Source organism: Peptoniphilus sp. HMSC075B08 (assembly GCF_001815405.1).
Taxonomy (GTDB): Bacteria; Bacillota; Clostridia; order Tissierellales; family Peptoniphilaceae; genus Peptoniphilus_A; species Peptoniphilus_A harei.
Genome location: NZ_KV820460.1, coordinates 64,728 through 89,451 on the forward strand (window position 1 = coordinate 64,728; position 24,724 = coordinate 89,451).

At 36.4% G+C, this 24,724-nt stretch carries 25 protein-coding genes; 12 read left to right on the forward strand and 13 right to left on the reverse strand.

The annotated features are described in order from the left end of the window. Positions 1-100 precede the first annotated feature (100 nt). Positions 101-844 carry a class B sortase gene (srtB, locus tag HMPREF3023_RS08895; RefSeq protein ID WP_070702735.1) on the reverse strand — a complete coding sequence of 248 codons (744 nt, stop codon included), beginning with the start codon at positions 842-844 and terminating at the stop codon, positions 101-103. Between the two features lie 200 nt (positions 845-1,044). Between srtB and HMPREF3023_RS08900 the strand changes: the two genes are divergently transcribed. Beyond that, complete coding sequence (locus HMPREF3023_RS08900; RefSeq protein WP_168165810.1) at positions 1,045-2,484, forward strand: APC family permease; 1,440 nt, start codon at positions 1,045-1,047, stop codon at positions 2,482-2,484. A gap of 34 nt (positions 2,485-2,518) precedes the next feature. Here HMPREF3023_RS08900 and HMPREF3023_RS09505 read toward each other — a convergent pair whose 3' ends face one another. From HMPREF3023_RS09505 to sdaAB, 9 genes are all read right to left on the reverse strand, one after another. Then, positions 2,519-2,695: a hypothetical protein gene (locus HMPREF3023_RS09505; RefSeq protein WP_005955075.1), complete on the reverse strand. Its 177-nt coding sequence runs from the start codon at positions 2,693-2,695 to the stop codon at positions 2,519-2,521. Between the two features lies 1 nt (position 2,696). Continuing rightward, entirely contained in the window at positions 2,697-3,599 is a 903-nt protein-coding gene (locus HMPREF3023_RS08905) for an arginine deiminase-related protein (protein ID WP_070702739.1), read from the reverse strand. A gap of 90 nt (positions 3,600-3,689) precedes the next feature. After that, positions 3,690-4,520, reverse strand: coding sequence for a bifunctional 5,10-methylenetetrahydrofolate dehydrogenase/5,10-methenyltetrahydrofolate cyclohydrolase (locus HMPREF3023_RS08910; RefSeq protein ID WP_070702741.1), 831 nt, complete (start codon positions 4,518-4,520; stop codon positions 3,690-3,692). Further along, positions 4,517-4,999: a diacylglycerol/lipid kinase family protein gene (locus HMPREF3023_RS09725; protein WP_246829207.1), complete on the reverse strand. Its 483-nt coding sequence runs from the start codon at positions 4,997-4,999 to the stop codon at positions 4,517-4,519. Before HMPREF3023_RS09725 ends, HMPREF3023_RS08910 begins: the two co-directional genes overlap by 4 nt. Positions 5,000-5,008: 9 nt before the next feature. Next, positions 5,009-5,410, reverse strand: coding sequence for a diacylglycerol/lipid kinase family protein (locus tag HMPREF3023_RS09730; RefSeq protein WP_246829208.1), 402 nt, complete (start codon positions 5,408-5,410; stop codon positions 5,009-5,011). A gap of 20 nt (positions 5,411-5,430) precedes the next feature. Next, positions 5,431-6,165 carry an elongation factor P 5-aminopentanone reductase gene (gene ymfI / locus HMPREF3023_RS08920; RefSeq protein ID WP_070702743.1) on the reverse strand — a complete coding sequence of 245 codons (735 nt, stop codon included), beginning with the start codon at positions 6,163-6,165 and terminating at the stop codon, positions 5,431-5,433. A 111-nt stretch (positions 6,166-6,276) separates the two neighbouring features. Then, complete coding sequence (locus tag HMPREF3023_RS08925) at positions 6,277-7,512, reverse strand: dicarboxylate/amino acid:cation symporter (protein WP_070702744.1); 1,236 nt, start codon at positions 7,510-7,512, stop codon at positions 6,277-6,279. A gap of 4 nt (positions 7,513-7,516) precedes the next feature. Beyond that, the gene (sdaAA, locus tag HMPREF3023_RS08930) at positions 7,517-8,398 is read right to left on the reverse strand and encodes an L-serine ammonia-lyase, iron-sulfur-dependent, subunit alpha (protein ID WP_070702745.1); all 882 of its coding nucleotides are present in this window, start codon (positions 8,396-8,398) and stop codon (positions 7,517-7,519) included. Further along, on the reverse strand, positions 8,399-9,067 hold the full coding sequence (sdaAB, locus tag HMPREF3023_RS08935; protein WP_070702746.1) for an L-serine ammonia-lyase, iron-sulfur-dependent subunit beta: 669 nt from the start codon (positions 9,065-9,067) through the stop codon (positions 8,399-8,401). Positions 9,068-9,314: 247 nt separating this feature from the next. Between sdaAB and HMPREF3023_RS08940 the strand changes: the two genes are divergently transcribed. Then, entirely contained in the window at positions 9,315-10,892 is a 1,578-nt protein-coding gene (locus HMPREF3023_RS08940; protein WP_070702747.1) for an AbgT family transporter, read from the forward strand. A 559-nt stretch (positions 10,893-11,451) separates the two neighbouring features. Here the strand turns inward: HMPREF3023_RS08940 and HMPREF3023_RS08950 are convergent. Continuing rightward, positions 11,452-11,946 carry a radical SAM protein gene (locus tag HMPREF3023_RS08950; protein ID WP_246829209.1) on the reverse strand — a complete coding sequence of 165 codons (495 nt, stop codon included), beginning with the start codon at positions 11,944-11,946 and terminating at the stop codon, positions 11,452-11,454. Positions 11,947-12,273: 327 nt separating this feature from the next. Here HMPREF3023_RS08950 and HMPREF3023_RS08955 point away from each other — a divergent pair, with 327 nt between their 5' ends. The 8 genes from HMPREF3023_RS08955 (at position 12,274) to HMPREF3023_RS08990 (ending at position 20,265) form a co-directional block, all read left to right on the forward strand. Then, positions 12,274-12,717, forward strand: a complete 444-nt coding sequence (locus tag HMPREF3023_RS08955; RefSeq protein WP_070702750.1) for a MarR family winged helix-turn-helix transcriptional regulator — start codon at positions 12,274-12,276, stop codon at positions 12,715-12,717. 50 nt (positions 12,718-12,767) lie between these two features. Beyond that, on the forward strand, positions 12,768-13,616 hold the full coding sequence (locus HMPREF3023_RS08960) for a DegV family protein (protein WP_070702751.1): 849 nt from the start codon (positions 12,768-12,770) through the stop codon (positions 13,614-13,616). Between the two features lie 121 nt (positions 13,617-13,737). Next, positions 13,738-14,655: a DUF2232 domain-containing protein gene (locus tag HMPREF3023_RS08965; protein ID WP_070702752.1), complete on the forward strand. Its 918-nt coding sequence runs from the start codon at positions 13,738-13,740 to the stop codon at positions 14,653-14,655. An 11-nt stretch (positions 14,656-14,666) separates the two neighbouring features. Next, positions 14,667-16,664: a DHH family phosphoesterase gene (locus HMPREF3023_RS08970; protein ID WP_070702753.1), complete on the forward strand. Its 1,998-nt coding sequence runs from the start codon at positions 14,667-14,669 to the stop codon at positions 16,662-16,664. Between the two features lies 1 nt (position 16,665). Continuing rightward, positions 16,666-17,115 carry a 50S ribosomal protein L9 gene (gene rplI, locus HMPREF3023_RS08975; RefSeq protein WP_070702754.1) on the forward strand — a complete coding sequence of 150 codons (450 nt, stop codon included), beginning with the start codon at positions 16,666-16,668 and terminating at the stop codon, positions 17,113-17,115. A 5-nt stretch (positions 17,116-17,120) separates the two neighbouring features. Then, a complete protein-coding gene (dnaB, locus tag HMPREF3023_RS08980; RefSeq protein ID WP_070702788.1) occupies positions 17,121-18,482 on the forward strand; it encodes a replicative DNA helicase in 1,362 nt (453 codons plus the stop codon). A 102-nt stretch (positions 18,483-18,584) separates the two neighbouring features. After that, positions 18,585-19,460, forward strand: a complete 876-nt coding sequence (locus HMPREF3023_RS08985) for an undecaprenyl-diphosphate phosphatase (protein ID WP_070702755.1) — start codon at positions 18,585-18,587, stop codon at positions 19,458-19,460. Positions 19,461-19,470: 10 nt separating this feature from the next. Then, complete coding sequence (locus HMPREF3023_RS08990; RefSeq protein WP_070702756.1) at positions 19,471-20,265, forward strand: carbon-nitrogen hydrolase family protein; 795 nt, start codon at positions 19,471-19,473, stop codon at positions 20,263-20,265. A gap of 95 nt (positions 20,266-20,360) precedes the next feature. Here HMPREF3023_RS08990 and HMPREF3023_RS08995 read toward each other — a convergent pair whose 3' ends face one another. Continuing rightward, entirely contained in the window at positions 20,361-21,002 is a 642-nt protein-coding gene (locus tag HMPREF3023_RS08995) for an SdpI family protein (protein WP_070702757.1), read from the reverse strand. Beyond that, on the reverse strand, positions 20,992-21,264 hold the full coding sequence (locus tag HMPREF3023_RS09000; protein ID WP_070702758.1) for an autorepressor SdpR family transcription factor: 273 nt from the start codon (positions 21,262-21,264) through the stop codon (positions 20,992-20,994). Before HMPREF3023_RS09000 ends, HMPREF3023_RS08995 begins: the two co-directional genes overlap by 11 nt. A 489-nt stretch (positions 21,265-21,753) precedes the next feature. Between HMPREF3023_RS09000 and HMPREF3023_RS09005 the strand changes: the two genes are divergently transcribed. Next, entirely contained in the window at positions 21,754-22,500 is a 747-nt protein-coding gene (locus HMPREF3023_RS09005; protein ID WP_070702759.1) for an IclR family transcriptional regulator, read from the forward strand. 294 nt (positions 22,501-22,794) lie between these two features. Next, the gene (locus HMPREF3023_RS09010) at positions 22,795-24,681 is read left to right on the forward strand and encodes an ABC-F family ATP-binding cassette domain-containing protein (RefSeq protein ID WP_070702760.1); all 1,887 of its coding nucleotides are present in this window, start codon (positions 22,795-22,797) and stop codon (positions 24,679-24,681) included. Positions 24,682-24,724 lie beyond the last annotated feature (43 nt).

Here is a 24,724-nt window from a genome sequence, read left to right on the forward strand (position 1 = left end):
TAAAAATTTTATAAGATAAAAAAATTTAAAACCTAGCTTTGTGACTTGGCACCTTAAAAATTCTCACAAAAAAATCGCCCTAAGGCGACTTTCTGAGTTTTTATTCATCAACTAATATTCCTTGAACTACAAGCCTTGTATCTCCTGGAGAACAAGTTTGTAGGGTCAAGATGTCTTCAATCTTCTTTGGAAGATCTCCATTAAAAGTATTTTTTTCTTTTATATATCTAAGGAGGTCTTCTCCCTCTTCCTCAGTATAAGATGGACTCCTAAACTTGTCATAGGGACTTGCATTGTAGACTGCAAAGACCTTGTATTTTTTGTAGCCATCAAGGGAATAAATTTCTATAAACCTATCTTCTGCAAAAAACCCTTCTTCTTCATACTTGTGAAGGTCCTTAAAGTTACCTGCCCTAACATTGTTGTGTCCATAGATAATTGTGTTTTGGTCAGAAAAGTTTTCATCGTTCCTGTAGTCCATAAAGATGGCCCCAAAGACATTATACTCGTCCTTGTAATTGTGGTTTAGGTAGTAGTCGTTGTCACTTCCCTTGACTATAGGATAGTCAATTTCTGTCCCACCAACCCTTATCCAGCCAACAATTGATGGATATTCTTTTCTTAGGTCTTCTATTTTTTTTATGGCTTCACGATTTCTTTTTTCTTTTTCATCGACTTTTGGATCAGGAGTCTTTAGCTCTTCTCTTTCGAATTTTTCTTGGACTTCTCTTGTGGCGTCCTTAAACTCCTTGTCTTCCTTGTTGTAATTGTAAATCCTATAAAGACTTACTAGCAAGATTATCACAAGAATAATTTCTATTATAGTTAAAATTTTATTTTTCATATTTTTCCTTTCTTATGGTATCTTATATTCTAATTTTTATTAGTTCAAGTTGTTTTTAGTATTAAATAAGAATTGTATTCTTTATAAATTTGACAAGAGACTTATTTTTAACTTATTATTATAGTATAGTTTAACACAGTAAATTGATGTAGATACTTTTGATAGAGGTGTTTTTCTTGAAAAAAGATAAATATAGTGAAATGAAAAAGAAAATTCCAAATATAAAAAATATAATGAGAATTAGACAAAGTAGAAAGAAAGGTGATATGGGTTATCTAGATTTTTTCATGCTTGGTTTTGGATCTATGGTTGGAGTTGGCTGGGCAGTTTCTTCTAATCGCTGGATAGCTCTAGCTGGTGGTCCTATTCCTGCCTTTCTTGGATTTGTAATTGCAACTATTCTCTTAATACCAATTGGACTATGTCACGGGGAGCTACTTGCCACCCTGCCACAGGCTGGTGGGGTCATGGTCTATACTAGTAAAGCCTTTGGTCGAAACTTATCCTTTATTTCATCTTGGTTTCTTGCTCTTTCTTATCTAACGATACTGCCTTGGGAGGCTATTTATATAAACACAATTCTTAGAAAATTAGTGCCTTTTTTATCTAGTTCAAAGGTCCTTTATTATGTGGCTGGTTACCCTATACAAGCTTCTTCAATTTTTATGGGAGTAATACTCGCTCTTCTCTTATTTTTTATAAATTTTAAGGGGGCAAATTTTGCTTCAAAGCTTCAATCTATACTTTCTATTTTAATAATTTTAATAGGTTTTATAGTCATCTATTTTTCCTTTAAAGCTGGAAGTATTTATAATTTCTATCCACTCTATAAAAACGTCGGCGAGGGAAATCACTCTTCACTTTTTGGTGGAATAATAGCAGTTATTGTAATTGTTCCCTTTTTTATGTCAGGTTTTGACACTATTGCCCAATCTGTGGAAGAAACTTCACCCGATAAAAAATTTAAAAATGTCGCCATTGCCATGGTTCTGTCTATAGTAGCAGCAGGTGCTTTTTATTCACTTGTGATTCTTTCAACAGGAAGCGTGTCCAATTGGCAAGCCTATTCTCTTGCAAGTCCACCTGCCATGGGATATTTGCTACAAGATGCTTACAGAGGAAGGCTTGGTTTTATTCTTGATAAATTAATTGTAATAGGAACTGTCTCCGGACTTTTCTCAACTTGGAATGGAATGTTTATGGCATCGGCAAGACTACTTCAATCTATGGCAAAAAATAATCTTATTCCAAAGGTTTTTGCAAGGGAGCATGCTGAATATGGAACTCCTGTAACGGCTCTTGTTTTCTGCTTTTTCTTTGCTGCTGTCGGTCCTTTTGTGGGCATGAATTTAATTGACCCCTTGACCAGTCTTGGTTCAGTTTCTTTTGTAATTGGATGGTTCTTAACTTGCCTATCCTTAGCTGCTCTTATTAATAAGGATAAGGATTATTATACTTCCTTCAAGGCCCCAGGTGGAAAACTAACTATTTATCCAGCAATAATAATTTCTGCTGTAATTGTAATCTCCACTTTCATACCAAAAACTCCTTCTTTTATGGGCTACACTGCCCTAATTATTTTCTTCTTTTGGTTACTTTTGGGATTAGCTTTTTTAAAATTTTATAATAAAAAAGATTAATATAAAAAAGAGAGATAAAATTTATCTCTCAATATTATACATAAACTCCAATTGCCAAAATTATTGAGGCTATGACCATTAAAATTTTTCCTAATAGTATCAAAAAATTTTCCCATGACTTGTCTTCCTTATATATTTTATAATTTTCGGGGACTTGTCTTGCCCAAAAGATGGCAAAAATTATAAAAGCCAGGCATTTTAATAAATCCATATCAACCCTCCCTTATGTCAAAGAAATTTTCTGCTATCATGCACCTTATTGATCCGCCACCGTATTTTGAAATTGTGTCTACATCAACTGGCAGGATCTCATCCTGTTTTTCAATTTTTTCTCTATTTTCTTTTCTAAGATGATCATAGGCTGACTTGGCCATTACAAGAATATTTCTGTCCTCTCCCTTTAACTCAAGGGAGTTCCCTGCAAAGTTTTCAAATTCTTCCTTGTTAAGAGAAATAATTTCCTTTCCAGATTCTCTTAGGGACTTAAGGACTTCTTCTTTATTTTCCACAATTAAGTCATCCGCAATAATTGCAAACTTTTCTCCCACCATCATCATGACATTGGTGTGGTAGATATAAGTCCCCTTGTCCTTAGCCCTGAAATAAACTGGCTTTAAATCAAAGGCCTTGCAAAATTTAAAAAATTCGCCCTTGTCACAACGTTTTGAAAGACTTCCATAGCAAATATTGTTCCACCTGTCTATAACAAGAGCCCCAGTCCCTTCAAGGACTTTTCCCTCATCATTTCTAAAGTCGACAACTTCTGCCCTGTCGTAGTCCAGAATTTTTTTAAGCTGAGGTAAAATCTTGTCATACTCTTCATTCCTATTGTCTGTGTACATCTCTGAAATAAAAATTTTGCCAGGGAAGGTCACAAAGACATTGTTGGGGAAAATTGAATCTGGTGTCCTATCATCAAAGTCACTAATTACATCAACTTGAATGTTTTTTGCCCTTAAACTTTCCACTGCCCTGTCAAATTCTCTTAGGGCCCTTTCTTGAATTTCTTCATCAGAAGCCTTCTTTGGGCTAACTTGGTAGATGTTGTCTGTCGCTGTCTCTATATTAAAATTAAAGGCGTAGGGCCTTACTAAAATCACTTTATTTGTTATCATAATTTCTCCTTTATTTAAGTTACAAAATAATTATAACAAATTTTCAATAAAAAACCCTCCAGGAGGAGGGATGAATTCTTATTTAAGTTTTTACAAGTAATAATTTATTACATTCTCAAGTAGAAGTAGGTTTGTGATGCTTCCTATACCACCAGGAACTGGTGAGAAAGCTCCAATTTTTCCATCAACTGCTTCTTCGTCAAGGTCTCCACGATACTTTCCTTCCTTGTTCTTTGAAGTCCCAATATCAATTACCACTGCATCTTCATCGAAGTAAGTTTCGTCAAGAACCTCAGCCCTGCCCATGGCAGTGAAGATTATATCAGCAGCTTTTGTGTGCTTCCTAAGGTCTCTTGTCCCCACGTGACAAACAGTCACAGTTGCAAGCTCATTTAGTAAAATCATGGCAAGGGGTTTGCCAACAACATTGGAGTGGTTAATGATAACAACGTCCTTCCCCTTTAATTCGTAATCATAAAATTCTAAAAGTTCGTGAGCAGCCTTTGGTGCAAGAGGGATAAAGCCATCTAAGTGGCCGCTATAAACCTTGGCTCTATTAATAGGATTCATGCAGTCAATGTCCTTCTCGGGATCAATAGCAAGGGAAATCACATCTTCGTCAATACTTTCTGGCAGGGGCCTAAAGACAAGTATTCCACCAATTTTTTTGTCCTGGTTTAAATCTTCTAGGCAATCCAAAATTTCATCTTGACTCACATCTTCTTTAAATTCATTTACATCTACACTTACTCCAAGTTTTTCCGCAGATTTTTTTATTCCTTTTAAATAGGCAAGAGATCCATAGTCCTCACCCACCCTAATAATAGAAATTATTGGCTTGTCCTTTAATTTTTTAATTTTTTCAACTAGGTCACCAGTCTTCTTTTCAACATAGTCCTTGGCATATAAAATTTTTGTCATGTTAATTCCTCTCTCGGGATATAAACTTCAACAGCTTCCTTTAAAATCTTTATCTTTACAGGAAGTTTTGGTCCCTCATCTCCATCTATATCAAGTCTTACTTCTTTATCATCTATTGAAGAAATCTCCGCTTCTTTAACGGTGAAGTCTAAAACATTTTTGCCTTGCTCCACTTCTCCTTCTAATGAGTCTTTTAATAATTCAAGCCTATCTTTAATAGAATCCTTAGTTAGAATAAATAAATTTGCATATCCATTATTCATCTCTTTATTTTCAGATGTGAATTCCAGCTTTCCAATTTTATTTGAAAGTCCAATCATTAGGTGGTCTACTGGACCAGAATAATTTCCACCATCTGATTTAACGTCAAGATTATATTTTTCCGAGCCAGCTAACATTTCAATGGACTTTTTTATATAAGCAAGTCCTCCAATTTTTGACTTCTCTTCAGAAGAAACTTCATGAATTGCTTCTGGCACTGGCCCAATTTATGCAAAGAGACTAAAAATTTTATCGTTAACCCTTCCTAAGTCAATCTTTTCTGTCCTTTTAAAATCAAAAGACTCAAGTGCTTCTTCTTTATCTTGAGAAATATTAAGACTTTTGGCCAATAAGTTTCCTGTTCCACCTGGCAGTATTAGGAGTTTTGCTCTAGAATCAATATTTTTCATTCCAAGTAGGACTTCATTTACAGTCCCATCGCCACCATAAACTCCAATGGAATCTACACCTCTTATTTCTTCAACAAACTTTGTCCCATCTCCAGCTTTTTTTGTTTCTTTTAAGATAACTTCATCAAAATATTTTTTAAGCTTATCTTCTATTTTTCCAACAAATTCTTTCCCACTTTCATCCCCAGAATTTGGGTTGTAAATAAATAAAATTTTCATTTTAACATCTCTCTTTTACATCAATATACAATCATTCCACCGTTGGGAGAAATTATTTGTCCCGTCATGTAAGAATTCTTATCTGACACCATAAAGGCAACGAGTTCTGCAATCTCTTCTGTTGTTGCAAGTCTACCCATGGGTATGTCTTCTGATAAGATGCAGAGGTTGTCTGTCCCAATCTCTCTTGTCATTGGTGTATCCACTGCACCTGGGGCAACTGCGTTAACTGTTATGCCTGAATAGCCAAGCTCTTGGGCCAAGGCTTTTGTAAGTGCGTTAATAGCTCCCTTAGTTGCAGAGTAGTGACTCTCCATGGACCCACCAACTATTCCCCAAATTGATGTCATGTTCAAGATTTTTCCTGAATGCTTCTTTAGCATATAGGGAAGGGCAGCATGGATTGCATTGTAAACTCCCTTTACATTTACATCAAAGATCTCGTCCCAAGTTTCTTCGTCAATATCTTGGAAGAGGGCGTAGGAAGAAATGCCTGCGTTGTTAATTAGGATGTCAACTCCCTTAAATCTTCTCTCTACTTCTTTAAACATCTCTTCAACTTCAGAAAATTTTCTTATGTCTGCTTTTACGGCAAGGGCGTCTTTGCCCATTTCTCTTATTTCTTTTTCTAAATCTCTTGCTGCTTCCTCTGACTTATTGTAGTTAATAATAATTCTGTAATCTTCTCTTGCAAGCCTTCTTGCAATGTCTCTTCCAATTCCACGAGAGGCTCCAGTTATAAGTACAGTCTTCATCTTCTGTCTTCCACCAACCTTTACTTCATTATACCAAATTTATAAAAATTATTTTGCAAAAGAAAAAAGCCATGTCATTGACATAGCTTTTTAGGTAAATATGCTTTTAAATTATAGGTTTATTCTACCATCATCGAAGTCTTCTTCTGGGATAGGTTTCTTTACAATGTGTTTGTAATAGATTTTTTCAACTGCCATAGAAATAGCGTTGTCGCCTGTTACGTTACAAGCTGTACCAAAAGAGTCTTGAGTTAGGTATAGTGAAATTAAAATTGTAGCGAGTGTTCCTGATGAATCGATTCCAACTACTGGTAGGAATGGAAGGGCACTCATTACTGCTCCACCTGGCGCACCTGGTGCTGCAACCATAGCAACTCCAAGAACTGCGATAAATTTAAGTATTAGTGGGAAAGAGTGTGGCATATCAAACATTGTTAGTAATGTAAATACGCAAGCTGTAAGAGTAATCATTGATCCTGCTAAGTGAACTGTTGCACAAAGTGGGATACAGAATTCTCTAATTTGAGCTGTAACACCCATTTTTCTGTTACAAGCAACGTTAACTGGAATAGTTGCTGCAGATGATTGTGTACCTGCTGCTGTTAGGTAAGCTGGAACTGCTTCTTTTAAGCATTTGAAAGGATTTCTTCCTGTGTATGCTCCTGCAAGTGAAAATTGTACTATTAGGTATAGTAGGTGTAGTGCAATGATGCAGATGAAGATTTTCCAGAATATTCCAAGAATTGCAAATACTGAACCTGAGTATGATAGGTTACAGAAGTTACCAAAGATAAAGAATGGTAGTAGTGGAATTACAAATTTTGCTAGTACTAGATTTATAATTTCGTTGAATTCATTAATTGCTTTGTAAAATACTTCTCCAGATCCTTTAGCTCTTATAGCTGAAACTGTAAGTCCAATCATAAATGCAAGTACAAGTGCTGCAGTTACATCAATGAAAGGTGCTAGTGGAATTTCAAATAATGGTGCAACTTCATTTGCTGTTGCTTTTTGAATTTCTTCTGCAAGCTCTGGTCTAATAAAGCTTGGGAATATGTTTCTTGCCATTGTATAAGATAGTGAACCTGCAATTAATGTAGATCCATATGCTAGAGCTACAGTTGCTCCTAAAAGTTTACCAGCACCTTCTGAAAGGTCTGCTATACCCTTAGATACAAAGGCAATAATCATTAGTGGGATTATAAAGTTTAGGAACTTTCCAAATAATCCTGATATTGTAATTGCTACTTGAGTTACCACTTCTGGTAAAAATTGTCCAACAAGAACCCCAAGTGCAATGGCAATAATAAGTCTAGGAATCAGACCTATTTTTTTCTTTTCTTTCATTTCCTTAATCCTCCTTAATATTTAAAAACTTAGCCCTGATTTCTTGGCCAGTTTTTGTGCCTGCTAATCCTCCAAGACCAGTCTCCCTAATAGATTCATGTAGCAAGTGACCAACTTCTCCCATTGCTTGACAAACTTCGTCAAAGGGAACAATTGATTTAATACCTGCTAGGGCCATATCAGTTGATATGAAAGAGTTCATAACACCTGATGCGTTCCTAAAAGTACATGGATACTCTACTAGTCCTGCTATTGGGTCACAGGCTAGCCCCATTACATTAATAAGTGTAATGCTGGCTGCGTTTAGTGCTTCTTCTGGACTTCCGCCAAGCATCTCAACTAGTGCAGCTGCTGCCATTGCGCTGGCAGATCCACACTCTGCTTGACATCCACCTTCAGCACCGGCGAATGTTGCATATTTACCAATAATTTGCCCTATTCCTATTGATGTCAGTAGTCCATTTATTAAAACCTCATCATCTAAGTCATACTTTTCTTTGGCTGCCATTAAGGCTGCTGGCATTATGCCAGAACTTCCAGCAGTAGGTGCTGCTGCAATAGTCCCCATGTTTGCGTTTGTCTCAGATGTGGAAAAGGCCATAGCCATTGCCCTAACTAGGAACTTGCTAGTTAAAGGGTCTTTTTCCTTTTGATAGTCGTTCATCATTTTTGCAAAACCGTCTATCATTTTATATTCAGTTTCAAAGGATTTGTCCAGTGTTTCTTGAGATGATCCTCTCATTACACCTAATATTCCCTTAAGTTTATCCTTCATCTCTTCTTCAGTCATATGAAGGGCCTTTGTTTCTTCCCTAAGAACTAAATCGTAGATGTGGATATTATCTTTTTTACATGCTTCAATAACTTCTTTAGCTGTATTTAACATTTAAACCTCCACATATTTTGATGTGATATATCTGGAATTATTTAACAATTTATCTACTAGATTTTTGTTTGCACTTTCATCTAACTCCACAGTTAGAGTTACAATATTTGTAAGCTCATCCTTAGTAGTGTTTATGGATTCAATATTGTAGGACTCGTCAGCAAGAATAGTTGACACGTCTGCTATTACACCCTTCTGTTCTGGATATTGGAATAAGAATGTAGGGAACTTGCCGTCATATTCTACTTCAATTCCATTGATGTCAACAATTATCATGTTTCCACCACCAATTGAAGACCCTATTACATATTCACTATCCCTATCCTTGTAATTAAATTTAATCTTAACAGTGTTTGGGTGATAACCTTCACCTAAATTCATTGGTATGAAGGAATACTTAATTCCCCTCTCATCTGCAATTTCATAGGCATCCCTAATAGAGCTATCGTAGGTTTTGAATCCCATTATTCCACCTAAAAGTGCCCTATCTGTTCCATGGCCCTTGTATGTAAAAGCAAAAGATCCATGAAGATAAAACTCAACGCTTTCATAATCATCTGGACATATTTTTGCAGCTAGTCTTGCAATTTTGCAAGCGCCTGCAGTGTGAGATGATGATGGACCAACCATTACTGGTCCAAGAATTTCAAACGAACTATACTCTTTCATTGGACTCCCCCTTATTTCTTAGACCTTATTTTAGCATAATATACTTAATTTGTGAAATGAATTTGGACCTAAAGAGTGGTTATTTAACTTATTCTTTCACTTTTATGAATGGATTAACAAAAGTTTGACTTTATCCCTTTGCTGTATTACAAACATTTGCAGCAAAACCAAATATTTCTTGCAAGTATATCATAGATAATATAGTATTAAATTATGAGGATATTATTTTCATTAAAAGGAGGAATTTATGAAAGAACAAAACAAAAAAGTCAAAGACCAAAATGATGTCGGTGGCTTTCTGAAAGGTGTTGAAGTAATTGGTAACAAGTTACCTCACCCAGCCATAATTTTTGCAATACTTAGTGTAATCGTAATCATAGTTTCATATTTTGCAGCAAAATCTGGCATGAGCGTAACATACTTCGATGCTAAAGCAGGAGAAGAAGTAACTAAAGAGGCTGTTTCCCTACTTAACTGGGATGGTCTACGCTACATTTTTAACTCTGCAACTGATAACTACACAGGCTTTGCTCCACTAGGAACAGTACTAGTAGCTATGCTTGGTGTTGGTGTTGCTGAAAACAGTGGACTATTTGATTCCACTCTAAAGAAATTATTATCAAATGTTAACCCAACAGTTTTATCAGCTACAGTAGTTTTCGCAGGTGTTATGTCAAACATCGCATCAGACGCAGGATACCTAGTTGTAGTTCCACTAGGAGCACTTATCTTTGCTAACGCTGGTCGTCATCCACTTGCCGGTATAGCAGCTGCCTTTGCTGGTGTTAGTGGTGGTTTCTCAGCCAACCTTATCCTTGGTACAACTGACCCACTTCTTACAAACATCACAAACGAAGCCCTAAGAGCTGGTGGAATTGATATGGAACTAGCAGCAACTTGTAACTGGTACTTCCTATTTGTTTCAACATTCTTAATCACAATTGTTGGTACACTTGTTACAAACAAAATTGTTGAAAAGAACTTAGGAGAATACCACGGAACTTACCAAGTTGACGAAAATCCATTAACTGAACTTGAATTGAAGGGTCTTAGAAATGCACTTATAGCACTAATCATTTTCGTAGCTATAATGGCCTTCCTAATGTTCCCAGCAGGTGCTCCATTTAGAGAACTTGAAGAAGGTAAGAACGCAATGACTCTTAAGAACTTCTTAGGTCACGGACTTATCCCAGCAATGCTTCTACTATTCTTAGTTCCAGGTCTCGCTTATGGTAAGACAGTTGGAACAATTAAGACTTCACACGACTTAGTTGACACAATGACTAAGGCAATGCAAGGTCTTGGTGGATACATGGTACTAGCATTCTTTGCAGCACAATTCGTATCTTATTTCAATAAGACAAACCTTGGACTTATCCTTGCAAAAAACGGAGCAGACTTTTTAGAATCAATTGGACTAAATGGACTACCACTTCTACTAATGTTCATCTTGCTATCAGCCTTCCTTAACCTATTCATGGGATCAGCTTCAGCAAAATGGGCAATCATGGCTCCAATCTTCGTTCCAATGATGTACAACCTTGGACTTTCACCTGCACTTACACAAGTTGCATATAGAATTGGTGACTCTTCAACAAACATCATCACACCACTTATGTCTTACTTTGCAATGATCGTTGTATTCATGCAAAAATACGACAAGGACTCTGGACTTGGAACACTTACATCAATGATGCTTCCATACTCCATGTGCTTCCTAGTGGGTTGGTCACTATTAATGGTTGTATGGTACCTACTTGGAATTCCAGTTGGACCTGAAGCACCACTTCATGTACAAGACATGGTTTCAATGTTATTTATCTAAAATAAAATATTCTCAATAAAAATAAACCCGGTGGAAATTCACCGGGTATTTTTATGTCAGCTTCTATTAAATTGTAAGAAAATAATTCATGACTGGCTTCCAAAAAATTTAATTTTCAAACCATAAATCCTTATTTTTTGTTAAAATAATACTATTCTTAATTGAAAGGAACTTATGATGAAACTTTTAAAAAATACAAATTTGCATATCCTATATCTATTTGTCTTTATAGCACTTGCATTTGTAAACTATTTTTATCCAATAAATAAAATAGCCGTCTTGATATATAGTATTTTAAGCCTACTTATTTTAAGCTTTTTTGAAAAAATTTATAGTTTTAAATTTAGTAACCATCTAAAATGTATTGCTATAATTTATATTATTTTAGTTTTGATAGAATTCTTCATTGGAGATTTTATTTCTCCAATGGCATCTGAATCACCACAAAATCATGTTTTTATTTTTCTTAGTTCCTTATCTATTTTAACTATTTATAAAATATTAAAATATAAGAAGTCTAATAAAAAAGGACGCTGTTAATTTAATCACAGCGTCTTTTTTAGCCTACACCAAAATCTGTTATTTCAAATAAAATATCAACTCTTGGATCATCTTCAAGATACCTGTATTTTTCTATGAACCACTTCACAAGATCTTCATCTCTTTTTATTTCGGTTGAATTATTCATAAAAATATTTACTGTAGCATGAGAAAATTCTTTTATAATTTCCATGTCCCTATCAATCATTTCTCTTGTCTGACCCTTTATGCCCACCATGACGCAGGGTGAGTCAAAATATTTTTTAACTTCCCTATAGTCTTTAAAGTTTGCACCTTTTTTTAGGACATTTTCCCTAAAGTCGTTATCAAAAGTTTCTATTCCCGTCTTAAAAGTTATGGGGATTCCAAAAAAGTCTCTTATCTCGTCAAGTCTATTCCTATAAATCCAGTGAGCTTCAAAAAATAATCTCTTTATATTTTTTTCCTCAACTACTTTTTTTATTTCTTTAAGTGTATTTTCCGTCAAATCAAAAACTGATGCAGAGTCAATCACTTCTAGGACTCCAAACTCTCCCGTGACATTTTTTAAGACTTCAAGATTTATCTCGTCTATCTTCTTATTATCTATCTCATTGTCTTCTATATAATCACAAAAAGTACACTTCCCCCACTTGCAAGGCCTTGCCTTTAAAAGGACAATTTCCCTCTTTGTCTTATTAGTTATTTTTGAATACCTATTGATAAAATCATCTCCTTAAGAAGTTTATCTCTCATGACATTTTAACACAAATTTTTAATAAAAAATCTCCAAAGATTTAAATGTTGACATGTCAACAAGTATTATTTATACTTAAATTTACATCAAATTAGTGGGGTGTTTATGCTAGATAAATTCAATTACTTTTCCAGCGAGATCTTTAATCTTGTAAAGAACTGGCAAAAGTTAGCAGGCCAAGTCATGAAGGACTTTGGCCTAAACGCAAGTCAGCTAATCTATATGCTGGCCCTTTACGACCACGACAAACTAAATTCTATGGAGCTTGTAAAAATAAGCGGCAAGGATAAGTCTGACGTGTCGAGGAACCTAAACCAAATGATAAAGTCTGGCATCGTAGAAAAAAAATCAAACAATAAGAACAACTACGGAGGCAGCTTTTATCTCACAGAAAAGGGAAGGCTCATAGGTGCCAAGATAAGTGAAAGGACCATGGAATACATTGAGCTTGCGAACAAAAATATTTCAGGGGACAAAAAGGAAATTTTTTATGAAGTCCTAGGTGCCCTTTCAGAAAATATTGAGAACTTGACAGAAGAAAAACTTTAATTTGATGGAATTCAAATTTAGACTATAGATTTATAATTGAGAGGAAATATATGGCAGTAAAAATAATTGTAGGATCAACTTGTGATGTGGAAGAAAATATTAAGAAGGACTTAATAGTAGTTCCCCTTCACGTTACCTTTGGAGATGAAGACTTTTTAGATTCAGTTGATATTACAAAGGACGAATTTTATGAAAGACTAGAGAAGAAGGAAGAGTTTCCTATGACAAGTCAACCAACTCCTGTAGCCTTTATGGATATTTACAAGGAAGTAATCGATAATGGGGACGAGGCAGTGGTTATTGTCTTGTCATCAAAGTTATCGGGAACTTATCAAAGTGCCAAGCTTGCCAGTGAAGGCCTTGAAGATAAAATTTTTATAGTAGATAGCTTAAATGTTTCCAACGCAGAAGGAGCCCTTGTGGACTATGCCACAAGACTTGTAAAAGAAGGTAAGTCTGCAAGAGAAATAAAAGAACTACTTGATGAAGCTAAGAAGAGACTTAGACTTGTTGTTTTAGTTGACACCTTAGAATACCTTGAAAGAGGCGGAAGGATTTCAAAGACATCAGCTCTTCTAGGAAACCTCTTCTCTGTTAAGGTCCTCCTTTCTATGAAGGATGGGGCAATTACATCTGTGGGCAAGGCCAAGGGAATAAAAAACGCCAACAATCTTTTCATTAGCGAAATAGAAAAGACTGGTTCTATTGACTTTGGCATGCCAATAAAACTTGGCTACACAGGTCGTGACAGCAGCAAAATTGAAAAATACCTAAGAGAGACAAAGAGTCTTTGGGAAGATAAAATATCCTCACCAGAGTTTATACAAATCGGTAGCGTTGTTGGAACACACACAGGTCCAGGCGCCCTATTCTTGTCTTACTTTAGTAAAGAAATTTAAGTTTTTAAAAGTTCCTAATTTTAGGGACTTTTTTTATTTACTTCAATAAGTTAAAGTCAAGCTAGATTTCTTTATCAAATTTGATTTCTATGGTAAAATATGGTGGATAGGAGTTGATTTATTGGAAAAAGAAACTGACTATAAGGGACTCTTTAGACTCTTCACAAGGTCTATTGTCATCTCCACTCTTGGAATGATCTTTCCCTTTCTCTATATTTTGTTTCCTTCTATGTATGTAGCTGAATCTGTGAAGGAAGGAATAATAAAAGTAATGGCAACACTTCTTGCTGTTGTACTATTACTTGGGGCCTTTATGGGACCTGTCCAAGCCATAGTTGTCTTTACAATCTTTGGTCCCTTCATCTTAATTTTTCACTACATGATAACTACGAAAAGATCTGTCTCCATGACTATCTTGGCGACATCTTTAATATTTTTTACATCAATAATGGTTTTATTCTTTGCCTTTGGGATCAATAGTGAAGTTCTAAATTCAAAGGAAACTATTAATGCAATTACAGAATTTTACAAAAATCTAGCAGGTGAAGATTTATTATCTTCAGGGACTATGGCGATTTTCACAGAAAATGTTGAGCTTTACTACAAGAGGTTCTTACAAATTCTTCCATCAGTCCTAATTATCACATCCCTTGTGACATCCTATGTCACTTATACATGGGCTGGGAGAAGTCTTCTTGCAAGAGGGGTCTTTATTATTCAACCATCTTCTCTTGAGTTCTTGAAGTTTCCAAGAGAGATTATAATCTTGTCTCTTGTGAGTCTTGCCCTATTTTCACTAACTGGCGACTACTTTGGACCCACAGGACAAGTCTTTATGATAAACCTAATGAATCTAGTGTTTTTTATGCTCTATGTATCTGGTCTTGCCATAGCCAAGTTTTACATGACGAGGTTTGGAGTAAAGAGGTTTTTACAATTTATATTAATTGGACTGAGCTTCACTATTTCATCTCTTCAGATTTTTGTGATAATACTTGGTGGTCTTGATCAAATTGTTAACTTTAGAAAAATTAAATAAGTGGGAATGCTATGAAAAATAATTATAATTTTAAAGATTTTCTTCCATTTTTTATTTTTGGAATAATACTTATCCTTATCCTACTGTTTGTTAGACCTCTCTATGGTCTTCTTGGGATCCTAGGACTTGCCTATGTAGCCTTCTTGGCCTACAACAAAATAAATAGCAAAAATGAAGAAAATTTAAAAAACCTTGAAAACTTAAATAAAAGATTTGATTCCCTGACTAAGCAGGCAATCTTTGACATGCCCTTTCCCCTAGTTGTTACTGACGAAAAGGCAAAAATACTTTGGTACAACACACCCTTTATCAATCTTTTCAACGAAAAGGATGTAATAGACAGTGACCTTGAAAACCTAATTGGAGATATTGATATCGCTAATATCTTAAACTCCCAGGGTGAGAGGACAATCCCTGTTGAATTAAACAAAAGATTTTTTAACATCTATACCAACGTTGTTGAAAACAAGTCTGAAAAGGGAGAAGGCAGGTCTGTCCTATTTTATCTAGTGGACAACACTGCCTACCAAAATTTAAAGGACAAGTACACTGATGACTTTGCCATTGTGGCAAAGGTGGAAGTAGATAACTTTGATGAGGCCATATCTTCTGCCCCATCAGAAATCAGACCCCTTCTCATTGCAGAGATTGACTCAACAATTTCTCAATACTTTGAAGAGTACGATGCCCTTGTGAGAAAGTCTGATGAGGACCTCTACCTTGTTGTTATGAACTTTAAGTCCCTAAGGGCAATTAAGGAAAAGAAATTTGATATCTTAGATGACTTGAGAGACCTAAACAAGGGGAACTCAATCCCAATTACTCTTTCCATTGGAGTTTCTTCTTTTGGACTTAACTTCAAGGATGCCTATGTTGAATCAGACTCATCTCTTGACTTAGCCCTAGGTCGTGGAGGCGACCAAGCTGTTGTTAAGGTTGAGGATAACTATGAATTCTTTGGTGGTAAATCCAAGGCTGTTGAAAAGAGAAACAAGGTTAAGGCAAGGGTTATTGGTGAAGCCCTTAAACAATTAATTGAGAGGTCTGAAAATGTCTACATCATGGGCCACAAAAATCCTGACATGGATGCCATTGGTGCAGCTATTGGTTGTCTTCGTGCAACCTTAAATAGGAACAAGGAAGGCTATATTGTCCTTGAAAAATCCAACCCATCAATTGACAATTTAATTGACAGGATGAAGGAAGAAGAGCCAGAAATTTATGAAAAAGTAATTTCTAGAGAAACTGCTATTAATAGGATTAAGCACTCTTCTCTCTTGGTATTAGTGGATAACCACAAGCCATCCTTTACAGAATGTCCTGAACTCTTGGACAAGACTAACCAAATTGTTGTTATAGACCACCACAGGAGGGGCAAGGAATTTGTGGACAATCCAGTTCTACAATATGTTGAACCTTATGCTTCTTCAACTTGTGAACTTATAACTGAGATGCTAACTTATATGTCAAGCGACTTAAACCTAACTCACTTTGAGGCAGACGCCCTAATGAGTGGTATAGTTGTAGACACTAAGAACTTCTCCTTCCAAACTGGTGTAAGGACCTTTGAAGCAGCTTCCGTCTTAAAAAGAGCCGGAGCCAACATGATAAAGGTAAAGGCCCTCTTCCAAGACGACTTAGATACCATGGTTTACAGGGCAGAAGTAATTCACAATACAAAGATGATCCACGATAATATTGCTGTATCACGCTTTGATAAGGAGTCCAACAACTCTGTTCTCGTTGCAGCCCAAGCTGCCGATGCCCTACTTGATATAAATGGAATTGACGCATCCTTTGTTCTCACAATAAATGATGGCAAGACCCACATATCAGGAAGGTCTCGTGGAGAGGTTGTTTCAGTCCAACTTATCTTAGAAAAAATTGGTGGAGGCGGCCACTTGAATATGGCTGGAGCCCAACTTGATACCACTGACTTAGACGAAGCAGAAAAGATTTTAACAGAAGCTATTGACGAATATTTAACTGATAATAAAAGCGAGGAATAATATGAAAGTAATTTTAATTAAGGACGACAAAACTTTAGGTAAAAAAGGCGAAATTGTTAACGCTAAAACTGGCTATGCTAGAAACTTCTTGTTACCAAGGGGTATTGCCATTGAAGCTACTCCAGAAAACATGGAAACTTGGAAGAAAAATAAAGCAGAAGAAGAAAAATTAGAAAAAGAAAACCGTGCTAAGGCAAATGAAATCAAGAAAAAAATTAGCGAAATAACTTTAACTATTAAGGCTAAGGCCGGAGAAGGTGGAAGACTATTTGGTGCCATCACTTCTGCTGACATTGCAAAGAAATTAAAACAAGAACACAAAATTGATGTTGATAAGAAAAAAATTCTTCTTGAAGAAAACATCAAGGAAGCTGGCATGAAAAACATTGACATCAAACTTTATCCAGATATTGTTGCTACTCTAAAGGTTAATGTTAGACCGGAATCTTGATTGATATGGAAGCAAAGGGAGAATTAAATTTTAATTCTGTTTCAAATTTAAAGATGCCTCCCCACAACTTGGAGGCAGAGGAGTCAGCTCTTGGGTCCATGATGCTTTCCAAGGAAGCCATCACAACATCTATTGAGCTCTTAAAAATTGAAGACTTCTACCAAGAGGCCCACAGAAAAATATATAATGCCATCTTAAATATTTACAACAGAAATGAAGCAGCTGATGTTATAACAATTGCTGAAGAACTCAAAAAGACTGACGACCTTGAAATAGCTGGAGGCATCACCTACCTTGCAGACCTCTCATCAAATGTAACTGCAGTTTCAAATATTAAATACTACTGCAAGATCATAAAGGAGAAGGGAATCCTAAGAGAACTTATTGATTCATCAGACAAGGTGATTTCTGCTGCCTATTCTCCTGATGCCAAGGCAGACCTCATCATTGAGCTTGCAGAAAAGTCTGTCTTTGAAATAACTCAGGATTCCACAAAAAACGGACTTGTAAATATTAAAAGCATTGCCCTGGACTCCTTCTCTGAAATGGAAAAAAAGGCCCAAAACCCCAATGCCCTTACGGGACTTACAACTGGTTTTGTGGACCTTGACAGAAAAATTTCTGGACTTCAAAAGTCTGATTTGATTTTATTGGCAGCAAGACCTTCCATGGGTAAGACTGCTCTCATGGTTAACATTGCAACAAATGCTGCCCTAAGAGGTGGGGCATCTGTTGCCGTCTTTTCTCTTGAAATGAGTAAGAACCAACTCTTCCAGAGAATTATCTCTTCCACTTCCCACGTTGACCTCCAAAAGGTAATTAGTGGTAACTTAAACGAAGAAGAGTGGACAAAAATAATCAACACCATGCCCATTGTGTCCAGCCTAAAAATGGAAATCGACGACACAGCTGGAATCTCTCCACTAGAACTCAAGGCCAAGTGCCGAAGGATGAAGGTGGAAAAGGGACTAGACTTAATTGTAATTGACTATCTCCAACTTATGCAGATGTCATCAAGGTCTGAATCTAGACAACAAGAAATTTCTGCCATATCGAGAAACCTCAAGGCCATTGCCAAGGAATTAGAAGTTCCTGTCATTGCCCTTTCACAACTTTCTCGTGCCCCAGAACTTAGGACTGACCACAGGCCAATCCTATCTGACCTTCGTGAGTCTGGTGCAATAGAGCAGGACGCCGACATTGTAATGTTCCTCTACAGGGACGAATATTACACAAAGGAAGAATCGGAAAAGCCAAATGTTGGTGAAGTTATTATTGCCAAGCACAGGAACGGTCCAACGGGAACTGTTGAATTGATGTTTAAGAAAGAATTTACAAAATTCTTGAACTTGCAGAGAAGCGATTAATAAGTAAATAAAATTTTTAAAGACCCTTGCACAAGCAGGGATCTTATTTATATTTTTAACCTATAATGTTATAATAAACTTTGAAAAATATTGGAGGTAAATATGATTTTAGACTTAATAAAAGTAATCTTCCTTGGAATAATCGAGGGACTTACAGAATTTTTGCCTGTGTCATCAACAGGCCACCTTATAATTGCAGACAGTTTTATAAAACTTGAGCCTAAGGCCTTTTCCAATGCCTTTAGTGTCATCATCCAGCTTGGTGCCATCCTAGCAGTAGTTTATCTCTACTTCTATGACATCAACCCCATAGCCAAGGGTAAGCTTGTCCCAGTCATTGGAGAAGAAAAGTACAATGAACTTAGCTTCAAGGAAAAGTTTAAGTACAGGGACCTTGAAACAATGAGGTTAATTGCAAAAATTATTGTGGGCTTCTTGCCAGCAGCCTTTTTTGGCTTCCTACTAGATGACTTCATCGACGCTCACCTCTTCAACCCAATTACAGTTGCCATTGCACTTATCTTTTACGGAATAATAATTATTGTCATGGAAAAAAATAATAAGGACAAGGACTTTAAGTACGAGACCCTAAATGACATTGGCCTTAAGACTGCCCTCTTCATTGGCTTTTTCCAATGTCTTGCCATGGTTCCTGGCACATCTCGTTCAGCAGCGACAATTATAGGTGCCATGCTACTTGGTTGTTCAAGAACAAGCTCTGCCAAATTTTCCTTTTATCTTGCAGTCCCAACAATGCTTGGTGCAACTGCCCTAAAGATTTTAAAAATTGGCTTTTCCTTTAGCCTATGGCAATGGTTCTTGATCCTTGTGGGAGGAGTTATCTCCTACATCGTTGCCCTTGTTGTTATCAAAAAATTCTTGGGCTATGTACGTGAACACGACTTTATCCCCTTTGGATATTACAGGATTGTCCTTGGCCTAGTGGTCCTATGCCTTGGCTTTTTCAATATAATTTGAGGTGAAAAGTATGAAAGATTTTAATGTTGGAATAATTCAGCTGCCTGCTAAGGGCGACAAAAAGGAAAACTTAAGAACAATGGAAGAATATGTTGGCCTTGTAAAAAAAGAAGGAGCTCATGTGGTTTGTCTACCAGAAATGTGGAACTGCCCCTACCAAAATTCCTACTTCACAAAATTTGCAGAAGAGGACTTTGGCGAAACTTATGAAAAGATGAGCCAAGTGGCAAAAGAAAATGAAATTTATTTAATCGGTGGGTCTATCCCCATTAAGTCAGGCGAAAAGATCTACAACAGGTCCTATGTCTTTGACAAGAAGGGCCGAGAAATCTACAGATATTCCAAGATCAATCTCTTTGACATAGAGGGCTACAAGGAGTCAGACACAATTTCTGGCGGCAAGTCTCTTGGAGTTTTTGAAACAGAGTACGGAACTTTTGGCCTTGCAATTTGTTTTGACTTGAGGTTCCCTGAACTCTTCCAAACTTTTAGGGACTATGGAGCAGAAGTCATCTTTGTCCCATCTACCTTCATGAAAAAGACTGGGGAAGTTCACTTCCACCTCTTAAACAGGGCTCGTGCAGTGGACTCACAATGCTACCTTGTCTCTCCTGCCATAGCAAGAGATGATGACTTATCAAAGAATGCCTACGCTCACTCTCTGATAGTTGACCCAAGTGGCAAGATTGAAGTGGACCTTGGCGAAGACAAAAATTACGCAGTCTTAAAATTAGAAAATAATAAGGTTAAGAGGGAAAGAGAAAAACTTCCCCTTGAAGTATCTAGGAAAAATAGAAAATTATAAATTAGCAAATAAAAATTTACAAAAAAGAAACTCTTGCAAAAATATCTGCAAGAGTTTTTTTACGCCTTGGAAGTTAAACAAGTCTTTTTTAAATTTTAAATTCCCTTAGTATATAGATAATAAGAATAAAAGCCTGGAATTAAACCACCAAGTATAAGTGGAACTAAAAATACAATTTCACTTTTTAAAAATACTGAAACTATAAGAGAAATACCAATTATTACAAAGCAAATACCACCTAATCTGTGGGTCCTCCTCCAGTTCTCGTCACTGTTAAGGGTCCAAGGTAGCTTTATCCCCATAGTGTAGTTCCTCTTTGTCTTTGGAAGGTAGTTGCCAATGACGATAAATAAAAGACCAACAAAAAGTGGAATTATAATTGAGACATTTACATCCCTTCCCAGTCCAACCATGACTGTTATAGTGTAGACCACTATCATTATAGCTGGCATGGCAAGCTTGCTAAGTGTCATTAAGAAGTTCTTTTGCTTCTTGTTCCTTGGGTCGTTGTCAAGCATAAAGCACGCGAAGATATTCATGACTACAAGAAATCCATGGGTCAAGACCATGGCATCAAACTTGGAACTGTAGTCATCAGCTTGACCCTGGAAATTCCAGTGGGTTGGAAGCTCTGCTGGCATCTTGTCGTAAAACAAGATATTAAAAGTTATTAAAATTAAAATTGATGCAATTATAGAAATTATTGAGCTTTTCCTAAGCCTAAATTTATTTTTCATCTGGACCTCCTTTGAATTTCACAATCCATGTAAGTATTTCTTCGAAAACTGAAGTGTTGAGCTCGTAATAAATAAAATTTTTTTCTTTTTCTTCGTAAATTAGGTCTTGGTCTTTTAAAATCTTTAAGTGGTGGGAGATCGTCGCCTTGGAGAGGTCAAACTTCTCAGCAATTTCCCCTGCGTTCATCCTGCCCGACCTAAGCATATTTAAAATCTCCAGCCTAACTGGGTCTGACAAGGCCTTAAAGGTATCAGAAAACACTGGACCACTTCCCTTCCATTAATTCTATTTCGATAATTATCTAAATGGTTAATTTAATTATATAAAATTTATTTTTCTTGTCAAGACTATTTTGAAATTTGTCTAAATAGTTTAATAATTTTTGATTTTTAACTATAACTTTACAAGTCTTTTCTCAATTCACAGGTACTGTGATTCTTTTCAAAATCAATCTAAAATCTACTAACCAAGAAAATAATTATTACTAAAAACAACTTATAAATTTTCTATTCTATAAAATTATAATCTTTCACAAGTCAAAAATTATTTTCAACAACTTTGTCTTTCCCGCTCTAAAAAAATCAAAAAATTAACTTTAATTAACTTTTCCTACAAAAAATATAAATATAACTTATAATAATTAAAAGACTCTCCTTTTTCCTTACTTATGGACAAAGTTAAAGCTGACATCATTTCTAAGAATGAAATAGCTTCCAGTATGTGGTATAATTTTAGCTGGAAGGTGAAATTATGATTCAAAGTTTAGTCAAGGCAGCTAATGTTTTAGACATCTTAAAAAGTGAAAATCGAGAACTTACAATTGCAGAAATCTCTGAATTTTTAAATATACCCCCAAGCACAGCCCACAGAATTTTATCAACCCTAATTGGTGTTGGTTATGTGTCAAAGGATGAGAGGACCCACCTCTATGGCTTAGGACCAGCCCTAATTCCCCTAGGGATCAAGGCATCATCAAAGCTGGATCCACAAGCTGTTGGCAAGGCAGTCCTAGAAAAACTGTCTGATGTGACTATGGAGGATTCCTATTTTATTATTAAGTCTGGGGACAAGGGCCTTATGCTTTCAAAAGCTGAAGGCAAGCATTCCCTAAAGATTGTGGAAAATTTTGGAATAGAGATTGACCTCCACAAGGGAGCAATTAGAAAAACTATACTTGCCTTTCAATCTGATGATTATATAAACTACTACTTAAAAAAGGACCTTTCCGACTACCTTGACTCACCTGTTGACAAGGAAGCCCTGAGGCATGACTTAATGCACATAAGAAACAATAAAATTTCTGTTTCTGATTCAGAATATATCGATTCTGTCATTGGAATTGGGGCTCCTGTCTTTAACTACAAGGACCAACTTGTTGGCGCCATTGGTGTGGTTATCCCCAAGGAAAGGATCACAGAAGAGTCCAAAAAAGAATATATTGAGGCCGTGAAAAATGCCGGCATTGATTTTTCAAAAAATTTGGGCTATTCAGACTAATTTTTACTCTACTTTTAATGGTAGAGTTTTTTTGTTGGGAATTTTTCTTATTTTATAAATTTTTGTTAAGTCACAGTTTTTATCAATTCATAATTTTTTATAAAGTCACAGTTTTTCTTAAACTCATAATTTTTTATCATCTTACAATTTATTATCAAGTCACAAACTTTCATTAAGTCGTATTTTTTTATCAAGTCATAATTTTTTACTTACTCACTTCTTCTAAGACCCCTTCCAGGTCTAGCTTCTTTTAAAGGTCTTCCTAATTTGATAAAATATATCCAGGAGGTCATTATGCCAATACTTAGTTTAACAAATATAAAAAAATCCTATATTGATGAAGAAACTATTAGAGACGGAAACCTAATAGTGGAAGATAAGGATAAAATTGGCCTTATTGGAATCAACGGAAGTGGCAAGTCCACTCTTTTTAATATAATTACAGAAAACCTCTCCTACGACGAGGGAGAAATTTTTAGGAAAAAAGATTTAAAGATAGGCTACTTGGAGCAACAGCTTAGCCTTCACACTGAAGGGTCTATTTACGACAACTGCCTTTCAATCTTTGCTGACCTAATAGAACTTGAAAAAAACTTGAGAAATCAAGAGCACATAATCGCAGAAAATCCAGACAACTTAGATGAAGAACTCATGAAGTACCAAAGGCTCCAAGACGAGTTTCACAAGAGGGACGGTTACTCTTACAACTCCAAGATCAGGGGAACCCTAATTGGTCTTGGCTTCACTGAAGAGGACTTTGACAAGGACATCTCCACCCTTTCTGGTGGACAAAAGTCTCGTGTGGCCCTGGCCATGCTCCTTCTTGAAGATGCAGACCTGCTCCTACTTGACGAGCCTACCAACCACTTGGACATTGGGGCCATCTCTTGGCTGGAAAAATACTTAAAGGACATTGACAAGGCCGTAATCATAATCTCTCACGACAGGTACTTTTTAAACAACATTGTCTCCAAGATTGTCCTCTTGGAAAATGGTGGAACTAAAACTTACAAGGGCAATTACGACAACTATATGAAGCAGAGGAAGAAGGACTTCGAGGTCCTAAAGAGGCAATATGAAGACCAGCAAAAGGAAATTAAGAGACAGGAAGAAATTATAAAAAGGTACATGAACCTTGGTCGTGACAGGTTTATCAAGCAGGGCAAGAGCCGTAAGAAGATGCTAGATAAGATGCAGAGGATTGAGATGCCAACTTCCAACAAGAAGACCAATCTCCACTTCACTCCCAAGAAGACTTCGGGAAGGGATGTCTTGGAGATTAAAGACCTTTCAAAGTCCTTTGGCGACCACCAAGTCTTTCATGACCTCAATGCCTTTGTCTACAAGAATGACAAGATCGGCCTAATTGGTCCCAACGGAGTGGGCAAGTCCACCCTCTTTAAGATTATTGCTGAAGAAATTTCCCCAACATCTGGAGAGGTCAGGCTGGGGTCCAATGTGGACGTGGCCTTCTTCTACCAAGAGCTTGACAACCTAAGCCTAGACAAAACTGTCATGGATGAAATTTGGGACGAGTTCCCAAGGCTTGAGCACTTCCAAATCAGGAAGTACCTGGCAGAATTTCTCTTTGTGGGTGACGACATCTTCAAGACCATCGACGAGCTTTCGGGTGGAGAGCGTGGAAGGTTATCTCTTTTAAAAATTATGCTAAAGGGGGCAAACTTCCTTGTCCTTGATGAGCCTACCAACCACTTGGACATTGACTCCAAGGAAATCCTTGAAGACGCCCTCTTGAAATACGAGGGAACTGTACTCTCCATCTCCCACGACAGGTACTTTTTAAATAAGACTGTTGATAAGATTTTTGAGATGACTGAGTCTGGTATTAACACCTTCCTTGGAAACTACGATTATTATCTTGAAAAGACCACTGAAGTGGAAACTGATGATGAGGACTACAAGTCCAGGACAGAAATTGAAAGAGAAAAGCGTGAAGAGAGAGAAAAACGCAAAAAAAATAAGGCCCTTCGCAAGGAAAAAGAAAAAATTGAAAAAGAGATTTCAACATTAGAGGAAAAGTTGTCCACAATTGACTCAAAACTTGCAGACTCTAACACTTACAGCGATTATCAACTAGCCAGCGATTTATCAATAGAGCGTGAAAGCCTTGCAAATACTCTAGAAGAGCTTTATGAAAAGTGGATGGAACTTGAGGGCTGATAAAAATCTTATCAAGTTTCTTTCCACAAGCCTACTTGTGATA